Raw genomic sequence first — 18,654 nt, 5'->3', positions numbered from 1 at the left:
CGGTTAAATAAACCCTTGCTTTCCATAAACGATTATATACTATTCTTATCCTTTTGTTCCACCTGCAGTAAGTCCTGCGATTAAATAGCGTTGTAAGAACAAGAATAACAAAGCTATTGGTATGGCAATCAGGATGGAACCTGCCGCAAATCGGGTGAAGTTGTTGGCAAATTGATCATTGATAAAATTGAACAATCCTAGTGCCAGAGTAAAGTTTTCCGGACTTCTTAAAATAATTCTAGGAAGAATGAAGTCTGTGAACGGCGCCATGAAGTTAAACAGTGCTACTACAGCTAAGATCGGCTTAGCAAGTGGCAGCATAATTCTGAAGAATACCCCAAAATGTCCAGCTCCGTCCATTCTAGCCGCTTCATCCAACTCTTTTGGAATGGTGTCAAAATATCCTTTTACTAGCCAAGCATTAAATGGAATCTGTCCACCAACATAAACAATTGTCAATCCTACAAGCGAATCCAGTAATCCTACCATGTTAAGCATGATATAGATAGCTACCATCGCCATTAGTGCCGGGAACATTTGCAAAAGCAAGAAAGCGTAAAGTCCATATGTTCTACCTCTGAAACGGTAACGCGAGAACGCATAAGCAACAAAGGCTGTAATCATAACAGAGAAAAATGAGTTTGCAATAGCCACAATGACACTGTTTTTGTACCAGGTTAAATAATCACTCTGCGGATCTGTAAAAAGCCATTTGTAATGGACAAGCGACCAGTTTTCCGGAAGCATGGAAGCAGAGTAAAGACTTGTTCCAGGATTTAAAGATAACCCGATTGTCCATAAAAGCGGATAGGCAATAATGATGAACATGAAGCCTAGGAATAGATAGATCAATGATACTTCGATCTTGGATTTTGTTTTTGTGTTCATTAAATATTCCCCTCCTCTTTAAACGAACGAGTACGTCGGAACTGGAAGAAGGCAAAACCGGCTACAATTAGTCCGAGAATAATTGATATTGCTGCTGCCATGTTGTAATTACTCGTGTCGAATGTAAGTTTATATACCCATGAAATCAAGATGTCCGATCCACCGGCATTTTGTCCACGCACAGCAGGACCACCCTGATTAAATAGATAAATGATGTTAAAGTTATTGAAGTTTCCAGCATATTGCATGATTAGTAATGGTGCGGTTGCAAATAAAAGATGTGGCATAGTGATGAAACGGAATTTCTGGAAACGTGTTCCGCCATCCACATCTGCCGCTTCGTACCAATCTTTTGAGATACTTTGAAGAACACCTGTGAACAATGCGAAAACGAACGGGAATCCAAGCCATGTTTGAATCATGATAATCGCTATTTTTGTATAGAACGGATCTGTCAACCATGGAAGTGCAACACCGATGGTACTTAAGATGTCACGGTTAATGGCACCAAAGCGATCATTGAACATCGCAGCAAAAATCAAAATTGTAACGAAAGCAGGTACTGCCCAAGGTAAAATCAAAATTGTACGGATAAAGCGTTTATATTTTATACGGGGGTCATTTACTAGCAATGCCAGGAATAGTCCTAGCGCAATTTGTCCAGTTGTCGCACAAACTGTCCAAACAATTGTCCATGCAAAAACACTTACGAAAGTCGTTTTCCATAATGGAATCGATACCAGACTTGTAAAGTTCTCAAAGCCTACCCAACTCAATAATGCTCTTGGAGGCGTGTTGTATAGGTTGTAATCGGTAAATGCCAAGGAAACCATGAACATTAAAGGAAGTACTACAATGAATAAAAGAAGGATCAAGCCTGGAATAACCATGAAATATGGAAATCCGTTGTCATAGAAGTTTTTAAGCGCTTCTCTTACAGTCGGCTTTTCTTTTCCCAACTTCAAATCGATTGCATTATTTCTCGCATCCACTACGTTCAGGTAGTATAAGGCCACTGCAAAAACAGTGATAATAACAGAAATTAGTCCTTGTATTAATAAAAAGATGGAGTGGTCTACTCTAGGAATTTCTCCAAGTGTGAATAGTCCCCAATAACCAATGTTAAGAAACTCGAAAAAAGTAATTAAGAATGCAGCTTCGATGATGATGAATGTAATCCCTTTCGCATATCTGCGGTTATAGAGTTGACCTAACCCAGCAAATATAATGGAAAGGACCATCGCTAATGTTGGATTGTGTGAGCGCATTTTTTCAGTTGCTGTGCCTGACATAGCAGATCCTCCTTTTAAAGAAATATAGTGGATAGACTAGCGTTGCAGCTTAGTCTACCCACCAGGTTTAATCGTTAGTAATTATTGCGCTCCACTAGCAGCAATATTATCTTCGATTGTTTGAACTGCTTCTTCTAATACTTCACCAACATCGTCTCCGTTAGCGATGAATTGAAGAGCGCTACCCATTGGATCCCAAACTTGTTGCATTTGTGGAATGTTTGGCATTGGCTCACCATATTGAGTTTGCTCAGCGAATGCACCGATGATTTCATCGTTTGCGATTTCTTCGCTATCTAATGCTTCTTGAAGTGCAGGCATTTCACCAGCAGCTTCATAGTATTTCATTGCATTGTCATAGTTTGTGATGAACTTCATTAAGTCGATTGCCCACTCTTGATTTTCAGAGTAAGAACTTAACATCCAAGCTTTTACACCAACGAAAGACTTAGGAACATCACCATTTTCAAGCTTTGGTAATGTAGCTGTTCCTAATTTGTCACCTAAAGCATCTCTGTAAGTAGCGATGTTCCAAGGACCAGTAAGTACAGTTGCAACTTTACCTTCTGTGAAAAGACCACTCATGATGTCGCCGTTGATTTCTTTCGGGATGTATCCGTTGTCGAACCAAGATTGAATAAGTTCTCCACCTTGTACAGCGCCTTCATTAGCAAGACCGATGTCAGTAGCGTCGAAACCAGAACCATCGTTGTTGAATACATAACCGCCGTTACCAGCGAAGAAAGGATAGATGAAATAGAAGTTAGTTGCTTCCATTAAGAATCCGTATTTGTCTTGACCAGCATCCGTTTGCTCTTCAGCAACTTTCATTAGGCCTTCCATTGTTGCGATTTCTTCTGCAGATACAAGATCTTTATTGTAGAACATACCGTAAGTTTCTAGAACTTGAGGTACCCCATATGCTTCACCATCAACTGTTACTGCATTCATAGCAGTTTCACTGTAAAGAGAAGCATCTTCACCTAAGTCGATTGGGTCTGCAAGACCACGAAGTACGATATCACCAAGACGGTCATGCGGACCGAAGAATACGTCTGGACCATTACCAGCAGGACCATCAAGTGCAAGTGCTTCTACTTGATCCAACATAGAAATACCAGTAGCTTCTACTTCAATACCAGTTTCTTCCGTATAAGCTGCAAAGATTTCATCTAATGCTGCTCTTTGTTTTTCATCATCGTTTACCCATACTGTTAATTTTTCAGGCTTATCTACACCTTCAGTTGTAGTGCCTTCGCCTTCTGCTGAACCGCCGTTACTTCCTGCGTTGTTACCTGTGTCACGTTGTGGACCACAAGCTGCAAGTACGCCTAGTGTTAGAACAGCAACCATAAGCATTGCTAAAAACTTTTTCATTTTGACCCCTCCGTCATTTGAATAATCTTTCTACTAAATTGCACAAACGATTGCATAAATGTAAGCGAAAACATATAACGCTTACATTTTTAATGAAAACGATTGCACAACTTTCACTTTTTATTATACATGTATTCGCCCAATTGACAACCTGTTTTTTCAAAAAACTTTAATATATTGATAGATTAGGTGGTTGCACAAAGTCAATAAAACATATAGACCCTTGGCATATATAGGTTTCTACAATTATTTTCGGGACTTTTGCATTACTTGGATTTTTTCTGGCCTCTTCCCACTTTGTCATCCTTTCTCTTTTCATTGACATTGTTTCTTTTTTGGAATACCCTTATGTTGAATAAAATGGCAATGAAACCATTTCAACCATTTTTTTTCGCAATAAATGCAAGCGATTGCATGAAGGAGAGGTTGAATGTTATATGCTTAAGGAAGCAATATTCCATCGTCCCAAGAACAACTTTGCATACGCCTATAATGAAACAACTTTACACATCCGTCTTCAAACAAAGAAAGAAGATGTTGAATCGGTAGAATTGATTCATGGGGATCCATACGTATGGGAAGATGGTGAATGGGTTTCACTTAGAAAACCTATGAAGAAAACGGGATCAGACGAATTTTATGATTATTGGATAGCAGAAGTTTCGCCAGAGTTCAGACGTCTTCGTTATGGTTTCGCACTGAAATCAGGGGAAGAAGAGCTTGTTTACAATGAAAAAGGATTCTATGAAGAGGAACCTAAAGATTGCGGACTATATTTCTGCTTTCCATTTCTAAATAAGATTGATGTTTTCGAAGCTCCTTCATGGGTAAAGGACACAGTTTGGTATCAAATCTTCCCTGAACGCTTTGGGAACGGCAACAAAGAGAACGATCCACCCGGCTCTCTACCATGGGGAAGCACAGAACCTTCGACAACCAACTTTTTCGGCGGTGACTTCGAGGGGGTTATGGAGCATATTGACCATTTAGTGGAACTAGGCATCACAGGTATTTACTTCACTCCAATATTTAAAGCAAAATCCAACCATAAATATGACACTATTGATTACATGGAAATTGATCCGCAGTTCGGGACAAAAGAAACGTTTAAGAAGCTTGTGGAAGTTTGTCATGAGAACGGAATTAAGGTAATGCTTGATGCCGTTTTCAACCATAGCGGCTATTATTGGGAACCGTTTCAAGATGTCTTGAAGAATGGAGAAAAATCAAAGTATAAGGATTGGTTCCACATCTGGGACTTTCCTTTAGTAACAAAGCCTAAACCGAATTATGATGCTTTTGCCTTTGTTTCTGATATGCCTAAGCTCAATACGGAGCATCCTGCTGTAAAGGAATACTTATTAGAAGTTGGCCGATATTGGGTAAGGGAATTTGACATCGACGGTTGGAGGTTGGATGTCGCGAACGAAGTGGATCACCAGTTCTGGAGAGATTTCCGTAAAGCGGTAAAGGCTGAGAAAGAAGATGTTTATATCTTGGGGGAAATTTGGCATGATTCCATGCCATGGCTGCAAGGTGATCAATTCGACGCAGTCATGAACTATCCATTTACCACAGCTACCCTTGACTATCTTGCTAAAAACAAGACAAAGGCCGTTGAGTTTGCCAATTCTATTTCTAAGGTGATGCACTCTTACCCTATTAATGTAAACGAAGTTGCATTCAACTTGTTAGGCAGCCACGACACTCCTCGTATTCTGACAATCAGCGGGGAAAGTAAAGATAAATTAAAGCTATTGTTCTTATTTCAATTATCCTTTGTCGGCGCCCCATGTATCTATTATGGTGATGAGTTCAGCATGACAGGCGAACAAGATCCTGGTTGCCGGAAGTGCATGGTGTGGGAAGAAGAAAAACAAGATCGTGATATGTTTGAGTTTGTGAAGCAATTGATTTCTCTTCGCAAAGAGTTCCCTGTATTCGGAAACCACGGCGACATCCGCTTTATTGAAGCAAGTGATGAGACCAATCATGTCATGTATGAGAAAGTTTCTGAATCTACCGGCCAAAGAATCCTATTTGTTATTAACAACAGCAAACAGGATTTAGTCGTGACACTTCCTGAGAATGTAAAAGGCAAAGTATTGCGCGACCTGTGGAACGGTGAAGAGTTCGCTGCAGAAGCGTCAACTTTGCAAGCGATGCTGCCGGCATATGGATTTAAAATTTTGAAATTTTGAGTTACTGATTTTAGTGAGTAAGTTTTGAGATGAAAAGCCCGCCAAATTAGCGGGCTTTTTGTTGTTTATACACTCACTTCCTATGCACCAATCTCCTGTACTCCAGTGGTGTCGTCCCTTCCATCTTCTTAAACAACTTAGAAAAATACGTCACATCCTCAATGCCCACCTCACGAGAGATTGCCGAGACCTTATACTCTGTTACCGCCAATAACTTTTTCGCATGATGCAACCGATAATGAGTTAAGTACTGTATGGGGCTTAATCCGATTGTTTTTTGCATACAACGAGTTAAATAATCTGGATGGAAATTTAACACCTCTTTTAACACACTCATATTAATGGGATTCTTATAGTTTTCCTGAATGAATTTCATCGCACTCTCACAAACTTTCTCGGTCGCACTGGGAATGGAAAATGCCTCTTTTTGCAATTGAACGATGAACTCAGAGAATTGGATCTGCTGCTTTAAGTAATCATCCGGGACATGGGCATCCCCATCTCTAGTAGTCAAAAGCGTCTCCAACTGTTGTTCTACGATCTCCCTTCTCTTCACCTCGCCCCATTGTGGTATATGAAACTGGTAATACCCTACTTCTGTAAATGTTGGTTCTTTTTTATAGACAAAAGACCAATCCAGATTTTTATCCTCAACCATCTGATAATCATTTCCCGGAATAACAAAATGCAACCAGAAATAGTCCGTTTGCTCTGTACAATCCGCAAAGCCTTCGTGTCTTGCCCCCGGAACTAAAATCACATATTGTCCTTCTTTCACAACAAACCTATTATCGTTTTCTTGCATAAATAAAGTACCCTTTTTCACATATAAAAGATCGAAAACGGTAAACACTCTGGAAAAGTGCCGTTCCCCTTTAGTAAACGTATATTCCCCGCCCCTGATGAAAGTTGGAAAAGGCGGGATGGACATAGCTATCATTGACATTCCTTACACCTCAAGTCGTAAAAATCCAATAAGTATCGAAATCATCTCTTTCTATTATAATGAAATCCGTTTAAACTAGGAATGGTTTTATGTCGGAATCATCAAAAGGAGTAACCACTATGAAAGAAACAAATACAAAGAAACTCACCCTCTTCGCCTTAACATGGCCAATATTTATAGAAGTTCTTCTTCACATGTTAATGGGAAATGCAGATATCTTAATGTTGAGTCAGTATTCAGATGACTCTGTGGCAGCTGTCGGGGTTGCCAATCAAATCTTGTTTATGCTGATTGTCATGTTTGGTTTTATCGCAACCGGTACGACGATTCTGGTCGCACAGTATTTAGGTTCAAAAAACAGGAAGCTCGCAGCAGAAGTTACGGTTGTCTCTATCGGGGCAAATCTAATTTTCAGTGTAGCCATCAGTATCGCAGTATTCCTTTTCAGTTCCAAACTTTTATTGTTGATGGACCTCCCTCCCGAACTTTTAACAGAAGCAGACTCTTATCTTAAAATGGTCGGTATTTTCTCCTTTGTCCAGGCATTGGTCATAACGATCGGAGCTACCATCAGAAGCTACGGTTTCACACGAGATGCCATGTATGTGACCATTGGAATGAATATTATCAATGTAATCGGAAACTACTTATTTATTTTCGGTCCTTTCGGCATCCCTGTCCTAGGGGTGGAAGGGGTAGCAATTTCCACTGTAACAAGCCGGGCGTTAGGATTGATTGTCATAACCATTCTTCTTTTCAAACGAGTAGAAGAAACTTTACCTTTCAAAAAGATGTTCCAACTGCCAATAGAACATTTGAAAAATTTATTAAAAATAGGCATTCCATCAGCCGGGGAGCACCTTTCCTATAACACTTCCCAAATTGTCATTACGTATTTCATTGTCATGATAGGTACAGAAGCTTTGACAACAAAGGTGTATGCACAAAGTTTAATGATGTTTATTTTCTTGTTCAGCGTTGCAATCAGCCAAGGTACACAAATAATGATTGGTCATCAAATTGGTGCAGGTAAAATAGAGGAAGCATACAAGCGCTGTATAAAAAGCTTGCGCCTTGCCATCTTAATTTCCATTTTGACCGCCATTCCGATTGCATTTTTCTCTGATACTCTTTTAGGATTCTTTACGGATAACCCAGATATTATTGCACTTGGCGGTACGTTAATATTATTTACCGTGATATTGGAACCTGGGCGTTCGTTTAACCTGGTTGTCATTAATGCCTTGCGTGCTGCGGGTGATGTGAGGTTCCCTGTTTATATTGGGATATTATCGATGTGGGGAATCAGCGTCACTGTTTCTTATATCCTCGGGATTCATTTTGGCTTCGGTTTAGTCGGTGTGTGGATTGCGATGATCTTAGATGAGTGGCTGCGCGGCATTATCATGCTGTACCGCTGGAAGTCCCGCATTTGGGTAAACAAATCCTTTGTCCACGAAAAAGCTTCATAGAGTTATATTTTTGTTATTTGTTGATCACCGCTGTTCCTTTCCGCGGGACGGTGCTTGAGCCTCCTCACAACGCTTCAGGGGTCTCAATCTACCGTTACTCCCCCGCTGGAGTCTCCGCCATTTGCTCCAATCCACAGCTGAAAAGCTCTCCAATCGGGGGCTTTTTTTTTATCTCTTCCTTTCCACCCTTCCTTATGTCAGATTTCCTAACAAACTAGTAAGCGCTTTCGACTGAATTTTTTGATAATTACTATTGCACCCCGCATAATTATAGAATATGATATAAAACATAACTACAGATGTTAGGAAACATAACATTAACTAAAGGGAGAGATTATGATGAAAAAAGTGGAAGCCATCGTTAGACCTGAAACATTCCGCGCTCTTCGTGAAAAGTTGGAAGAAGTCGGAATCAATGGCTTAACCGTCTCTGAAGTAGCTGGTTGCGGACAACAAAAAGGACAACAAGGTCTTTTTAGAGGAAACACATTCGAGATTAAACTTTTGCCTAAAGTCAAAGTGGAAATGGTTGTGGAATCGGAGTTTGTTGATGAGATTGTACAAATCATTCAGGTAATATGCTCTACCAACACAGTGGGAGACGGAAAAATCTTCATTTACCCAGTTGAAGATGCCATCCGGATCAGAACCGGAGAGAACGGAAAGCTTGCAATTATTTAACCTACCAAAGAAAGGATGATAAAAGATGAAGAAAAAAATTGGATTACTTGTTACAGGCGGATTATTGATCAGCTCCACAGCACATGCACAAGCGCCAACCGTTGAAGGGTTAAGCGTCTCTCTTGATATGGTTTGGATTATGGTTGCCGCTCTATTAGTATTTTTTATGCACGCAGGATTTGCTATGGTAGAATCGGGCTTTACCCGTTCTAAAAACGCCTTAAATATCTTAATGAAAAACTTCCTCACCATCTCCATTGCATCCGTTTTATACTTGGCAATAGGTTATGCACTCATGTTCGGCAGTTCACTAGGGGGCTTTACGGGACTCGACGGATTTTTCCTTACAGGTCACGAAGATCAAATCGGTTTCTTCGTTTTCCAAGCAATGTTTGCAGCAACCTGCGCCACTATCATCTCCGGTGCTGTCGCAGAGCGGATGAAGCTTTCAAGCTATATTTTATTAACGGTTGCCATGACAGCCTTTATCTATCCGATAGTTGGTCATTGGGTATGGGGCGGCGGATGGTTGTCTGAGCTAGGATTTACTGATTTTGCAGGTTCCACTGTCGTTCATCTCACTGGTGCACTTGGGGCTATTGTAGCTGTTAAATTCTTAGGAGCTCGTCTAGGAAAATATACAAACGGCAAAGTTAACGTCATTTCCGGACATAATATTCCAATAGGTGCACTAGGGGTATTCATCTTATGGTTTGGCTGGTTTGGATTTAACGGAGGGAGCACGTTAGCTGCAGATCCATCCCTGATTCCACATGTCATTACAACTACTTTGCTGTCTGCTTCTGCCGGAGTACTTGCCTCTGCATTTTATACGCAATTCCGTTATCAACGCATCGATGCTTCCTTGACATTAAACGGTGCATTAGCTGGATTGGTTGGGATTACAGCAGGAACGGGAGATGTATCTCCCATTGGAGCAATTTTCATCGGATTGGTAGCTGGAGTTCTTTTAGTGGAGGCAGTTACCTTTATTGACAGAAAAGCAAAAATTGACGATCCGGTTGGCGCCATTGCGGTACACGGTGTTTGCGGCATTTGGGGTACACTTGCTGTAGGATTATTCTCCACTTCTACCGGCTTATTTTACGGCGGGGGTATTTCACAACTGGGTATTCAAGCTATTGGTGTATTGGCAGTTACTGCATGGACAATCGGCTCTGTTGGTCTATTCCTGTTCATCGTTACCCGTTTTACAAGTATCCGCGTTACGAAGGAAGAAGAAATCTCTGGGCTTGATTTTGCAGAGCATGGTTCTTCTGCTTATGAACTCAGAGAGTCGGTCTTTTCTGATAATAGTTCGGCACCGGAATTTGGCACAGGTTTAGTTCATCGCTTAAACAATTTAGGCGGCACTACAAAAAAAGCAAAAGTGAAGGAAGTTTAAAGCATTCCCTTTTGCCTATCATAGATATTAGGAAGAATGAAGCGATCCAATGGCTATGCCTGTTGGATCGCTTTTCAATGTATACAAAACCTATACAATCATTAAACTATAATGATATAATTCCTCTTAGAGGTGATATTGTTGAAGATTAACTTGTGGGAGAAGCTGATTGTCCGATTTTTTATCATTTGGTACATATGCGGGGTCGTGTTACTTACTTTTGACCTCTTGCCACCTTGGTTAGAATGGGCGAATGTCGTCTTCCTTGTGACCGCAGGAACGCTAGGAGCCATTTATTTTATCAAAAATTACCGTGTTGCCGGGGTTTTCTTTACACTTCTCGTCTTTTTTGTGGCAATGGCCGCAGAGCATTTCGGCGTAAAATACGGTTTTCTTTTTGGAGACTATTATTATAATTCCTATTTCGGACCAAAATTGATGGATGTGCCTATTACCATTGGCTTTGCTTGGGTATTGGTCATTTCAACGTCACATGTGTTGGCAAATAGAGTCATTCCGAATGCAACCGTTATTTCTAAAGCAATCCTTGCCGCTTTGGCGACTGTTGTGCTGGATCTAATCATTGACCCTGTTGCCTTTATCGCCAAGGAATATTGGATTTGGGAAGGGACCAGCTTCTATTACAACATTCCCATGTTCAATTTTTACAGCTGGTTTGGACTTTCTTTCGTGTTTCACCTAGTTATATTATTACTTTCGAAAAATATTTCCCCAAAGGAAAATCACTATTGGGAGAAGAATATGTATGTATTGTATGGTTTGATGATCGGGATGTTCTGTATGATTGCCTTAACTGCAGAGCTTTACCTGGCATTAACGGTCACTGTCGTTCCCACCCTTTTATTATATTTGGCTACACTGAAGTCAAAGGAGCTCTTTCATGATTCCAGCAAAAAAAAGCAAAATGTTTGATTATTTTTTCCATCAATTTAATAAGCGGTTCCTCCGGTTTCATTTTAAGGGAGTGTATTATGCCAAAGGCGATCGAGCAAGCCTCCCCCCTTCTCCTGCATTATTTATTGTCAATCACAGTACATGGTGGGACGCATTGGTTGTTTTCCACTTGAATCAAGTCGTCATTAAACAGGAGAGCTATGTGATGATGCACGAAAAAGGAATCCGGGAATTCCCCTTTTTCCGTAAAATTGGAGGTTTCTCTGTCAACAGAGACAATCCTAAGGACATCGTACGGTCTATGAATTATGCAAAAGAAAGACTAAAAGACAGAAAAACGTTGTGGCTTTTTCCGCAGGGAGATGAGCGACACCTTGAGATCCGTCCACTTGGTTTTTTGCCGGGAGCCTTGCATATAACAAAGAGTACTGATATTCCGATTGTTCCGGTATGTCTATACTATACTTTCACTGGTGAACGAAAGCCCGAAGTTTATATTAAACTGGAAGAACCTTTCTATTATTCTCAACTTAACGGCAGCTCCTCCCGGGAGAAAAACGAATCTCTGGAGTATCACTATACCCGCCTGCTAGATAGTGTGAAGCAGGATGTGATTGACCAAACTACCAGCAGTTATCACTCTTTACTTTAAACATGGATTTGAAGGAGGAAAACAGTTATGGAATTATATATTTACTTGCTATCTGGCGGGTTATTATTGTCTTTCCTCTGGATTATCATCAATGGAATGTTTTATCCCGCCTATCCAAAATCAAAAAAAACCCCGATCCCTCCGCTCGTATCCATCCTCGTTCCAATGCGAGATGAAGAACGGAACGTCCTCCATTTAATAGAAAATTTAAAGGAATTAACCTATTCTAATTTGGAGTTCATCTTATTGGATGATCATTCTTCAGACGCCACCTATTCCTTAGCAATAAGCTCTACTGATAAGGATAGCCGTTTCACAATATTCCAGGGTGCTCCTTTAAGAAAAGGCTGGGCTGGAAAAGTTCATGCCTGCTATCAGCTTTCCCATGCTGCTAACGGGGATTTTCTATTATTTTTGGATGCAGATGCCCGACTGAAAAAGAATACCATTGAACGCATGCTTCCTTTCTTTCAAAACGAAAAAGTCGGATTGGTCACTGGTTTCCCACGTTTCCCTGTCACAAGCTGGCTAAGTAAACTTGTAGTACCCATGCAGCATTTTGTCATCTGGCTTCATCTTCCCCTGGCACTGGCTAATTACAGCTCCTTTAAACCAGCCAGTGCAGCCCACGGAGCATTCATGTTCTTTGAAAGAAGCGCCTACGATTTTGTAGAAGGACATTTTTCCGTAAAATCAAGTATTGTTGAAGATGTTCATCTTGCCAGGGTAATGAAAGAACATGGATTTCAAGTAAAGTTAATAAATGCTACTCCTTATGTAACGTGTCATATGTATGAAACAAATAAAGAAGTCTGGAATGGCTTTATAAAAAATATTTATATCGGCATCGGCAGATCGCCTATTATGGCAATGGGCATCACTTTATTTTACAGCTTATTCTATATTTCTCCTCTTTTCTTGGCACTGCTTTCCCCTCTGTATGGAGTTTGGTTTTTTGTGCCACTGGTGCTTGTATGGTTGCAAAAGCTTTATATTGATTTTCGGACCGGTCAGCGAGCGTACTTATTTCTTTTCATGCCGTTAAGCGCTTTAGCATTCCTGGTTATTCTGCACGCTTCCATGTGGAAATCTTGGAGAAAACAACATTATTTTTGGAAGGGTCGTGCCTATAAATGAAACATGTCGTTGTTATCGGTGGAGGACTTGGTGGTTTATCTGCTGCGATCAGCCTTGCTGCTAAGGGATTCACTGTTACGTTATTAGAAAAGAACAACCACCTGGGTGGAAAGCTGATGCCTGTTCAATTAGGAGAGGCATCTTTTGATTTTGGACCAAATACGATTACGATGCCAAATGTTTTCCAGGAGGTAATTTCTCAAACCGGGGAGGATCCCGATTCCTACTTTGAATTCATCAAGCTTTCCTCACACACTCGCAATTACTCTTCAGACGGAGCTATGCTTGACTTCAGTACTGATAAGGAAAAAATGGTAGATCAGCTCTCTCATCTAGATCCCGTCGGAGCCAAGAATTATCCTTCTTACTTGGAGGAAGTAACGCGCTTGTATAGGATGGGAGAAAGCCAGTTTTTCAGAAGGACGTTTACTTCAACTGCTGATTATTTGTCACCAAGTTTAGGCTATTCCTTCAGCAAGGTTCGACCTTTACAATCTTTGCATCGTTTTCACCGCAACTATTTCACCAATCCTTTTGTGATCCAAACACTTGACCGATATGCCACCTATATCGGTTCGTCTCCTTATGTCTCCCCTGCAACATTCGGGCTCATCGCTTATTTGGAGCTTGTGGAAGGAGTCTATTATACAAAAGGCGGAAACACAAAAATTGCAGATGGATTTGAGAACCTTGCAAGAAAGCTTGGAGTCCGAATTCATACGAATTGCAAGGTTATCAGTATAGATGTGAAAAACAACCAGGCTGTTTCAGTAGCAACAGAGGATGGAGAGCATTATCCTGCCGATACGGTGGTGATGAACGCAGATCTTCTTGTTTCTTATCCTGAGCTTGTAAAAGAAGTGGACAGGCCACATTTTAATGATAAAAAGGTGGCAAAATTTGAGCCTTCCATCTCTGCCTATGTTGTCCTTGCAGAAATGAATACGAGGCATTCTGAACTTTTACATCATACTGTCTATTTTTCCAATGAGTATAAGCAAGAGTTTACTAGTTTATTTCAAGATAAAAAGTATGCAGATGATCCGACCATCTACTTGAGTAATTCTTCTTTTACTGAAATGGAGAAAAGTCCGAACGGAGACAATCTATTCATTTTAGTGAATGCGCCTGCAACATCCCGTTATAACGAGAATACTGACGACTATAAGGAACTTATATATGATACATTAGCGGAAAGAGGTTTATCATTAAAAGAGAATGTATTGACGGAGAGGATTATCACTCCTAAAGAAATACATCATACTTTTGGTGCTTTTAAAGGAGCTTTATATGGGATGGCGTCCAACCGTAAGTCGGATGCGTTCTTCCGCCCTAGAAACAAATCTGCTGATATAGGGAATCTCTACTTCGTCGGTGGCTCTACCCACCCGGGCGGAGGCTCTCCAATGGTAACCCTATCCGGCCTTAACGTTGCGAAAGCTATTATTAAAGCAAATAAATAAAAATAGCTCAGTGCTTTTTTAACATAATGTATTTGTTAGTGGTTAAATGAAGCTGTTCCTTTCCGCAAATGGCTGCGCTTTCCGTGGAGGAAGGGACAGGTGAGACCCCGGAAGGCGAAGCCTGAGGAGGCTCACGGACCGCCCTTCGGATAAGCGAAGCGCCTGGAACGGAAATCAACCGTATTATATGCTCACTTATTCTAAAATAAAACCACAGCCCATAGGACTGTGGTTTCTATATTTGTGAAATGATTTGCTGCTTCTCTTCACTTGTCACAAAATGCTTCGTCTTAAACACTGAGTATCCCTTCTTCCGTATCGAGCCAAGTATCGCCCGATACAGATAGGCCGCTCCTTTTACCGGAGTTCTCGAATGCATCGGATAAAGATGAATGGTACTCAGCGCCTGTTCATAGAGACCTTCTGCTTTATTCGCCATCTCTTCCCAAACAGAAATGAACTTATTATTCAAGATACGATTGTTTAAGTCATCCAACGAATAGCCTGCTCTCTCCAACTTATCAATAGGAATATAGATTCTGTCGCGCTCAAGGTCTTCTCCGATATCCCTTAGAATATTGGTAATCTGCATCGCCTGTCCAAGCGCGATGGCATCTTTCCTCAAAGCATTCTTCTTCTTTGGGGCAAGGATCGGAAGCAGCATTAAACCAACAGTACTTGCGACATGATAGGAATAATGAAGTACTTCCTCCTCTGTGTAATACAACTTTTTATATAGGTCCATTTCCTGGCCAATGATCATGTCATGAAAGGATTGGACATCCATCTCGTATCTTTGGAAGACATCTTGAAGGGCAAGCCACATTGGATCATCAGACGGCAATTCGCCGTTCAGGAAATCAGCAAACATTTCTTTGAAAACAAAAAGCTCTTCCTTAGGGCTCAATCCTTCATCCACAATATCGTCAACCTGCCGACAAAATGCATAGACGGCCCAGACCGCCAGTTTCTTTTCTTTCGGCAAAAGCATGAATGCTTTGTAAAATGTTTTGGAGTGTTCTTTAATTATGGATTCACAATGATGATATGCTTTCATTAAGTCGTTCATTGAGTTTCACATCCTTTGCAGATGAATGATGGGCAAAATCATGAACAATCTGGTTTGCTGCAAGCTTTGCGCTTTGCATGACAATCGGTATCCCGCCACCCGGATGAATTGAAGCACCCGTAGCATAAACATTTTCCAAAGACGGAAAGGGTTTTGCCTGCGGTCTAAATACACCAGATTGAAACAAATTCGGAGCGATACCGAAGCTACCACCTTGAAACAATCCATCGAGTTCGGCATCATTAGGAGTCCTGACTTCCAACCATTCCATTTTGTTTTTCAAGTCAGGGAAGGCTCTGTTTTCAATATTTTTCATCATCTTATCTATAAATGCCGTTTCTTTGCTCCAGTCAATATGATTGCCAGAAGGAACGGGGATAAGGACGTACAACACGCTTTTTCCGGCTGGTGCCAATGTGGAATCAATTACGCTTGGGTTAAATGTATAAAAGGAAGGGTCTGATGGGACCTTTTTTTGTTGAAATACTTCCTTCATATGTTGTTGGAAATTTCCACCCATGAAAAACTGGTGAACTTCCGAATCCTCATAGGTTCCATCTATTCCAAAGTAAAGCAAAACACAGCCTGAGGAGGCTTCATAATCCCTTTTAATCTCGAACTGTTCAGTAGAAGTAGGAAAATCCCCATTCCAAACAAGTCCATCCACTTTCACTAACTCTCCATTAACCTTAATGGATGTAACGCGGCCATTTTCCTTCAGAATCTTCTCGACCTTGCTTTGAAGATGTACTGGAATTCCTTGAACTTCCAAAGTCTCCAACAGTACTTGAACAAGTGAGGCATAGCCGCCTTTTACATAATGAATGCCGTGTTCATGCTCACTATAAGGAATTAAACTGTACATGGCAGGAGCCGTCTGTGGGTTACCTCCGATATACAATGTTTGGAGAGAATAGGCTTCTTGGAGGCGTTCGTCCTTGAAATAAGAACCTGCGAACTTTTTAGTTGATTGATAAGCTTTTAGCCTTAGCAAGGTCTTAAGATTCTTTCCCGTCCAAAAATCTCGCTTTTTAGTAAAAGATTTCTCTAAAAAGGAGGTCTTTCCAAGTTCAAAGCTTTCCTTCATGTCTGCCATATATTGCTTAAATCCTTCTTCTTCACCCGGAAACTCATGTTTAAGTTCGAGCAGCTGAGTGTTTTTATCCTTAAACTTTGTATATTTCTTTCCATCCTTGAAATAGACTGCATAAAGGGTGTCAAGACCAATTAATTCCCAAGCGTCTTCCGAAACTCCCGCTTCTGTTAAAATTTCTTTTAACATATCAGGCAAGAGGACAATGGTTGGGCCTTGATCTATCCGGTATCCATCCCTTTCGACAAAAGCAAGCCGACCTCCTGCTTGTTTTTCTTTTTCAAATATACTAACTTGAAATCCTTGTTTTTTTAATAGAAGTGCTGTAATCATTCCACCAATACCCGCACCTGCTATTGCGATATGTTTACTCATTGAGCCTTCTCCAATCTTTGAGCTTGAAAGCTTTTTTGAGAAAGTGTTTCATGCTTTTCCCTCAGTAATCGAGTTGTAATCCTTGCAGATTCCAAGATGGTAGGCAGTCCGCTTCCTGGGTGCGTACCTCCACCAACAAGCCAACAATTTTCAAGTTCTTCAAATTTATTATGCGGACGAAGCACCATCATCTGTGTAAGCTGATGGCCAAGGTTGAAAGTAGCCCCTTTATAAATGTGAACTTCTTTTTCCCAGTCAGCTGGTGTAATAATTTTTTCTGTTTCTATGTGATTTCTGAGTCCTTTAAATCCGCTCTTTTTCTCCAATGTCTCGAATACTAACTCTCGGAATGTTTCTTTATGTTCCTGCCAATCTATTTCACTGAAATTATTAGGAACAGGTGCAAGGATATAAAGGGCAGATTTCCCATTTGGTGCTAATGTGGGATCTGTAACAGATGCGTTTTGAACATAGATGGAAGGGTCACTGGAAAGTTTTTTCGTTTTAGTGATTTCTTCCACATTCTTTTTGTAGTCTTCCGCAAATATGATGCTATGGTGGGGAAGATCATAGACTTTATCCACCCCGAGATAGATCATGAATGTGGAACAAGAGAATTTTTTCTTTTCGAGCTTCCGTTTGCTGTATTTTTTTAATACGTTGTCATCGACTAAATTTGTCATGACATGGGCAAAATCCCCGTTAACAACCACTTCATCCGCTTCCACTGTTGATCCGTTTTCCAATATGACACCTTTCACTTTTCGTCCGTCTAGCCACAACTTTTTCACACCTGTATCAAGGTTAATCGTTCCTCCGTACTCCTTGACCACTTTGGCCATACTTTCTGATAGCTGATTGACCCCTCCAATAGGATGATAGATTCCATATGCATGTTCCATCCAGGAAAGAATAGAAAAGGCGCCAGGACATTCCCATGGGGACATTCCTAAATATTTTGATTGGAAAGTAAATGCAAGCTTGAGCTGTTCTTGACGAAAATATTTACTCAATTGGTCATACAAACTGCTTCCAAGGCTGAGTTGCGGCAGTGCTTTTATGACTTTCCATTGTAAATAATGATAAAAGCGATCCATTTTCCCTTGAAGAATGGGAGTTAGGGCGTCCATTCGCTTCTCCGTCTCGGACATAAATCGTTCGTACCCTTCTCCATCACCAGGAAAATATCGTTCAATGGTTTCTTTCATTTTTTCCTTATCACGAGTTACCATGAATGATTTATCTGGGAAAACAAGTTCATACATGTCTCTTAATTCTTTCATTTCCATATAGTCATGCATGTTTCGCCTTGATTCCTCGAAAATTTCCTCTGCAATCTGAGGCATACTTAAGAAGGTGGGACCCATATCGAAGGTGAAATCTCCTAATTTTATAGCAGAATTACGCCCTCCCACATAAGGTTGTTTTTCCATAACGGTCACATCATAGCCATTTGCCGAGAGCATCATGGCAGCTGCCAACCCCCCAGGTCCTGCACCAACCACTATAATTTTTTTACTCATTTTCCGTACGCCTCCTCATTCCAAACAAACCACTCATACATTAAACAAAGATTATACAAACATTATACATATTTTTTAAAACACTTACAATCAATAACACTCATTCTATGTAGATCGGTTAAATAAAACGGTCTGGGATGATGATTTCTTTGTAGTCTCGCAGAA

The 18,654-nt window shown here is 40.7% G+C and carries 15 protein-coding genes; 8 read left to right on the top strand and 7 right to left on the bottom strand.

Going from position 1 to position 18,654, the window contains the following annotated elements:
• Window positions 1-45: 45 nt before the first annotated feature.
• The 3 genes from LG307_RS06750 to LG307_RS06740 form a co-directional block, all read right to left on the bottom strand.
• On the bottom strand, window positions 46-888 hold the full coding sequence (locus tag LG307_RS06750; RefSeq protein ID WP_404449239.1) for a sugar ABC transporter permease: 843 nt from the start codon (window positions 886-888) through the stop codon (window positions 46-48).
• Window positions 888-2,180 (bottom strand): ABC transporter permease subunit, encoded by a 1,293-nt coding sequence (locus tag LG307_RS06745; RefSeq protein WP_404449237.1) that lies wholly within the window; start codon window positions 2,178-2,180, stop codon window positions 888-890. Before LG307_RS06745 ends, LG307_RS06750 begins: the two co-directional genes overlap by 1 nt.
• 81 nt (window positions 2,181-2,261) lie before the next feature.
• The gene (locus LG307_RS06740) at window positions 2,262-3,557 is read right to left on the bottom strand and encodes an extracellular solute-binding protein (protein WP_404449236.1); all 1,296 of its coding nucleotides are present in this window, start codon (window positions 3,555-3,557) and stop codon (window positions 2,262-2,264) included.
• 437 nt (window positions 3,558-3,994) lie between these two features.
• On the opposite strand from LG307_RS06740, the gene LG307_RS06735 reads away from it, so the two are divergent.
• Window positions 3,995-5,758, top strand: coding sequence for an alpha-glycosidase (locus LG307_RS06735; RefSeq protein WP_404449234.1), 1,764 nt, complete (start codon window positions 3,995-3,997; stop codon window positions 5,756-5,758).
• A gap of 73 nt (window positions 5,759-5,831) precedes the next feature.
• On the opposite strand, the gene LG307_RS06730 is transcribed toward LG307_RS06735, so the two are convergent.
• Window positions 5,832-6,704 carry a helix-turn-helix transcriptional regulator gene (locus LG307_RS06730; protein ID WP_404449232.1) on the bottom strand — a complete coding sequence of 291 codons (873 nt, stop codon included), beginning with the start codon at window positions 6,702-6,704 and terminating at the stop codon, window positions 5,832-5,834.
• A gap of 119 nt (window positions 6,705-6,823) precedes the next feature.
• Between LG307_RS06730 and LG307_RS06725 the strand changes: the two genes are divergently transcribed.
• From LG307_RS06725 to LG307_RS06695, 7 genes are all read left to right on the top strand, one after another.
• Entirely contained in the window at window positions 6,824-8,176 is a 1,353-nt protein-coding gene (locus tag LG307_RS06725; protein WP_404449230.1) for an MATE family efflux transporter, read from the top strand.
• A gap of 339 nt (window positions 8,177-8,515) precedes the next feature.
• Window positions 8,516-8,857, top strand: coding sequence for a P-II family nitrogen regulator (locus LG307_RS06720; RefSeq protein WP_404450397.1), 342 nt, complete (start codon window positions 8,516-8,518; stop codon window positions 8,855-8,857).
• 25 nt (window positions 8,858-8,882) lie between these two features.
• On the top strand, window positions 8,883-10,262 hold the full coding sequence (locus LG307_RS06715; protein ID WP_404449228.1) for an ammonium transporter: 1,380 nt from the start codon (window positions 8,883-8,885) through the stop codon (window positions 10,260-10,262).
• Window positions 10,263-10,403: 141 nt separating this feature from the next.
• Window positions 10,404-11,195 (top strand): carotenoid biosynthesis protein, encoded by a 792-nt coding sequence (locus tag LG307_RS06710; protein ID WP_404449226.1) that lies wholly within the window; start codon window positions 10,404-10,406, stop codon window positions 11,193-11,195.
• A complete protein-coding gene (locus LG307_RS06705; RefSeq protein WP_404449224.1) occupies window positions 11,164-11,829 on the top strand; it encodes a lysophospholipid acyltransferase family protein in 666 nt (221 codons plus the stop codon). The genes LG307_RS06710 and LG307_RS06705 overlap by 32 nt, the downstream gene beginning before the upstream one ends.
• A gap of 27 nt (window positions 11,830-11,856) precedes the next feature.
• Window positions 11,857-12,966 carry a glycosyltransferase gene (locus LG307_RS06700; protein ID WP_404449223.1) on the top strand — a complete coding sequence of 370 codons (1,110 nt, stop codon included), beginning with the start codon at window positions 11,857-11,859 and terminating at the stop codon, window positions 12,964-12,966.
• Entirely contained in the window at window positions 12,963-14,429 is a 1,467-nt protein-coding gene (locus LG307_RS06695; RefSeq protein ID WP_404449221.1) for a phytoene desaturase family protein, read from the top strand. The genes LG307_RS06700 and LG307_RS06695 overlap by 4 nt, the downstream gene beginning before the upstream one ends.
• Before the next feature lie 235 nt (window positions 14,430-14,664).
• Here the strand turns inward: LG307_RS06695 and LG307_RS06690 are convergent, their stop codons facing one another.
• Genes LG307_RS06690 through LG307_RS06680 form a run of 3 tightly spaced genes read right to left on the bottom strand, consistent with a single transcriptional unit; the run spans window position 14,665 to window position 18,489 of the window.
• Window positions 14,665-15,498: a phytoene/squalene synthase family protein gene (locus tag LG307_RS06690; protein ID WP_404449220.1), complete on the bottom strand. Its 834-nt coding sequence runs from the start codon at window positions 15,496-15,498 to the stop codon at window positions 14,665-14,667.
• Complete coding sequence (locus LG307_RS06685) at window positions 15,464-16,966, bottom strand: phytoene desaturase family protein (RefSeq protein WP_404449218.1); 1,503 nt, start codon at window positions 16,964-16,966, stop codon at window positions 15,464-15,466. Before LG307_RS06685 ends, LG307_RS06690 begins: the two co-directional genes overlap by 35 nt.
• The gene (locus LG307_RS06680) at window positions 16,963-18,489 is read right to left on the bottom strand and encodes a phytoene desaturase family protein (protein ID WP_404449217.1); all 1,527 of its coding nucleotides are present in this window, start codon (window positions 18,487-18,489) and stop codon (window positions 16,963-16,965) included. Before LG307_RS06680 ends, LG307_RS06685 begins: the two co-directional genes overlap by 4 nt.
• Between the last annotated feature and the right edge of the window lie 165 nt (window positions 18,490-18,654).

Source organism: Sutcliffiella horikoshii (genome assembly GCF_044809035.1).
Lineage (GTDB): Bacteria > Bacillota > Bacilli > Bacillales > Bacillaceae_I > Sutcliffiella_A > Sutcliffiella_A horikoshii_G.
The sequence above is the reverse complement of the archived record's forward strand: the minus strand, read 5'-3'. Positions and strand labels throughout refer to the sequence as shown.